The following is a 3,356-nucleotide window of genomic DNA, read 5'->3' as shown; positions in this document are numbered from 1 at the left end:
CGCGCCTGACGTCGCGCGGCGATCTCCCCAGCTTTTTCATGCAACTGACCGCCGAGATCGGCGCCGACAGCTACATGTTGGTCGCCATTGTCCACGACCAGGACCGCAACGATGCGCGCATCGTCTCCTCCAACTGGATTTTCGATGCCATCGAGCTGATCGGCAAGCGGCTGATCGCCGGGCTCGCGCAAGGCGCGCTCACCGTCGCGCCAGGTATCCGTCCACATCCGCTCGTGGCATCCCGGGCACCAGAAACAGACGGATTGATCACCGGAGAGGAAGCCCGCCTTCTCGACGTGCTCGGCCATGCCGAAATCTATTCGCTGCGCCTTAATGTCGGTCGCCAGCGCCTGTTCGCCCTGTTCTCTGCGGCGACCGCCGGCAGCATCGACCAGCCGGCGTTGATGCGGGCGCAACTGAAATGCTGCTACGCGCTCTCGCACATCCCGCAACTGATTGCCGCTGCCGCCATGCAGGATCCGTTGTCGGATCGGGAGCGCGAATGCCTGTTCTGGGTTTCCGAAGGCAAGACCACCGACGAGGTCGCCGTCATCCTTGGCGTCTCCTCCAACACCGTCAACAGCTACATCACCCACGCCATCCAGAAATTCGCGGCCAGCAACCGCGCGATGGCCATCGCCACGGCGATCAGGAGCGGCATCATTTGAAACACGCCGATATCAAGGAAACGGCCGAAGCCCTTTTCAACGAGCAGCGCAACCCGTTCGGAGCCTTCACCCTTGGCTCCGAAACCCATCACGCGGTCACCATTCCCGATGCCGTGCGCCGCTGCCGCTGGATCGCCGTTGACATGAATGCCTCGGCTTTCGGCCTCTTCTTCGTAAGCCCCTCGCCCGAGCGGGCGCGGCTCGTGCCATGCTTTGATTCCGACTATCCGGGCATTGCCGTGGCGACCAAGTTCATCTCAGGCGCCAACGGCGAGGAGATCGTGCGCCACACCCGCCTCTCGACCGAACCGCGCTGGTGGACGGATGACGGCGTCCTTGCCATGGTGGAGCTGTTTACCACTCTCGCCTGGACCGAGCAGATGGCGGCGCTGGTGCCCGGAACCAGCGGCATCGCTTTTCCCGTGCACGCCGACCGCGGCCAATGCGGTCTTGTCGTATTCCTGGGCTCGGAGATGACCTTGCAGCAGGATGCGCTCTACGAAATACACGCCCGCTGCTTTTCGCTGTTCGCCGCCGTCGCCCGCATCCGTCCGGGCGATACCGGCCGCATGCGGGCAATCTCCAAGCGCGAGCTCGAATGCCTTAAGCTGACCGCCAACGGCAACACCAGCGAAGAGATCGCGCGGCTCCTGAAACTATCGGTGCACACCGCTAACCAGTATCTGACCCAATCGACCCAGAAGCTCAACGCCGTCAATCGCAACCAGGCCGTGGCCAAGGCGCTGCGGCTGGGCTTGATCGAATAGGGGTTTTCGACAGGCAGCTCGATAGCGACCGACGTCAGCGATAGGCGAGCGGCTCGACCTTGCGGATACGCGCCTGTTCGATCACCGCCTCGAGCAGCGCCGTATTGTGCTCCGGGTCTTCGCCCGGCTTCTCGAACGACACGTAGTTGACCGCCACCGAAGCGCCGAGCTCGCTCAGCGTCAGCTGGAAATAGACGGTGACGCCGGGCGGCCTCAGTTCCAGATCGAGCACGATGCGCGGGCTGCCGCTCCAGTCGACATGCGCCTCACCACCATGGCCAAGCCGCAGAGTGCCCGGCATGAAGAACAACTCGACCGCTGAATCGACCAGGTCCGACAGGCACGCGAAATGCTCCAGCCGGATAAAGGCGATGTAGTCGGCGACATCGATCAGCCTGAGTTCCCCCACCACCTGCTCGATGGCGCTGGCGACTATGATCTCGCGAGATTTTGCGTGTGGTTGCCGGTTCATGAAATCTGTCTGCGCTCAGCCTTTTTCGAGTAGACGATCCGCACCAGTTCGGCGACGGCCTGGTAGAATTGTGACGGGATCACACTATCGACCGAAACTTGCTTGTACATGGAGCGGGCGAGCGCCACGTCCTCGAAGACCGGGATGTTGTGTTCCCGCGCGATCTCGCGGATTTTCAGCGCCACCAGATCCTGCCCCTTGGCCAGCACCATGGGTGCCGAGTCCTCGTCGCGCACATATTTCAGCGCGATCGAGAAGTGCGTTGGGTTGGCGATGATCAGCGTCGCGCGCGGCACCGCCGTCATCATCCGCTTGCGCGCCCGGTCGCGCGCCAGCGAGCGCAGCCGCGACTTGACGATCGGGTCGCCCTCGGACTGTTTGAACTCGTCCTTGACCTCCTGCTTGCTCATGCGCAGATCCTGCTTCCAGTGGAAGCGCGACCAGACGATGTCGATTGCCGCGATCAGCCCCATGACGAAGACGATCGCCACCAGGATGTCGACGGCGATGCCGCGGATGACGAGACCGAATGCGACCGGATTGGTGATCATCCCGGCGAGCAGCTTTCGGTGGTCTTCCGACAGCGTGAAGCTCAGCACGACGATGGCAAACCCGACCTTGCCGAGTGACTTCAGGAACTCGACCCAACCCTGGATGCCGAACAGCCTGTTCCATCCCTTGGCGATCGAAATGCGCGAGAGTTGCGGCCGGATCCGCTCGCCTACGAATTGCGGCATGTTCTGGAACACCGAGGCGCCGATGCCGGCGACGGTCAGCAGCACCATCAGGCTCAGGATGGCGCGGCCAACCTCGAGGAGGACGATCTTGTAGAGCGCGATGACGTCGGTCTCGGTGTCCATCGGCCAGGCTTCCGGCTTCTCCAGGAACATCGACAGGAACATGCCGAGATCGATGATCGCATCCTTGGCGTAGAAGACGGTGAACACCAGGATGGCAACGAACGAGGCAAGGAGCGCTGTCTCCCGCGAATGGGGCAGTTTGCCCTGTTCGATGGTGTCGCGGATCTTCTTTTCCGTCGCCTCTTCGGTTTTCGAATCCTTGTCGACCGCGTCAGCCATGGCGCGGCCTTAGGCGGCGTCTTGGGTCGAGGGCAGTTCGAAGGCGCCTTCGCGCGACAGCCGGATCGTCGTCGTAACGATCGTCTTGCGGGCCGCCGTGATGTCGGCGAGAGGGACCCCGTCCGAGCCCTGTCCGAGTTCGGCTTCGATCATGCGCCGCGAGCGGGCGCCGATGGCCGACAGCACCGATTCTGCGAGTGCGGCCGAAGTGCCGCGCAGGGCCAGCGTGACCAGTTCGGTCGAGAGCCCGTCGAACAGCAGCACCCGGGCTTTCTGGGTGAGCAACGGCAAGTCGTCGAAAGCAAACAGGCGAGCCCTCACACCGTCGAGATCAGGCGTGCCGGCTGCTTCCAGATCCTGCATGACCTGT

5 protein-coding genes are annotated in these 3,356 nt (G+C 62.9%); 2 read left to right on the top strand and 3 right to left on the bottom strand.

Annotation, left to right across the window (positions count from 1 at the left end):
- A partial coding sequence (locus EN984_RS27560) for a helix-turn-helix transcriptional regulator (RefSeq protein ID WP_245480129.1) occupies positions 1-668 on the top strand: 668 nt, incomplete at its 5' end.
- Positions 665-1,435 carry a helix-turn-helix transcriptional regulator gene (locus EN984_RS27555; protein WP_127271428.1) on the top strand — a complete coding sequence of 257 codons (771 nt, stop codon included), beginning with the start codon at positions 665-667 and terminating at the stop codon, positions 1,433-1,435. The genes EN984_RS27560 and EN984_RS27555, both read left to right, overlap by 4 nt.
- 34 nt (positions 1,436-1,469) lie before the next feature.
- Here the strand turns inward: EN984_RS27555 and EN984_RS27550 are convergent, their stop codons facing one another.
- From EN984_RS27550 to EN984_RS27540, 3 genes are all read right to left on the bottom strand, one after another.
- Complete coding sequence (locus EN984_RS27550) at positions 1,470-1,907, bottom strand: hypothetical protein (protein WP_127268991.1); 438 nt, start codon at positions 1,905-1,907, stop codon at positions 1,470-1,472.
- Complete coding sequence (flhB, locus tag EN984_RS27545; RefSeq protein WP_127268990.1) at positions 1,904-2,986, bottom strand: flagellar biosynthesis protein FlhB; 1,083 nt, start codon at positions 2,984-2,986, stop codon at positions 1,904-1,906. Before flhB ends, EN984_RS27550 begins: the two co-directional genes overlap by 4 nt.
- 9 nt (positions 2,987-2,995) lie before the next feature.
- On the bottom strand, positions 2,996-3,356 hold a 361-nt coding region (locus EN984_RS27540; RefSeq protein WP_281057347.1), incomplete at its 5' end, for a FliG C-terminal domain-containing protein.

Source organism: Mesorhizobium sp. M7A.F.Ca.CA.004.12.1.1 (genome assembly GCF_003997835.1).
Taxonomy (GTDB): Bacteria; Pseudomonadota; Alphaproteobacteria; order Rhizobiales; family Rhizobiaceae; genus Mesorhizobium.
The sequence above is the reverse complement of the archived record's forward strand: the minus strand, read 5'-3'. Positions and strand labels throughout refer to the sequence as shown.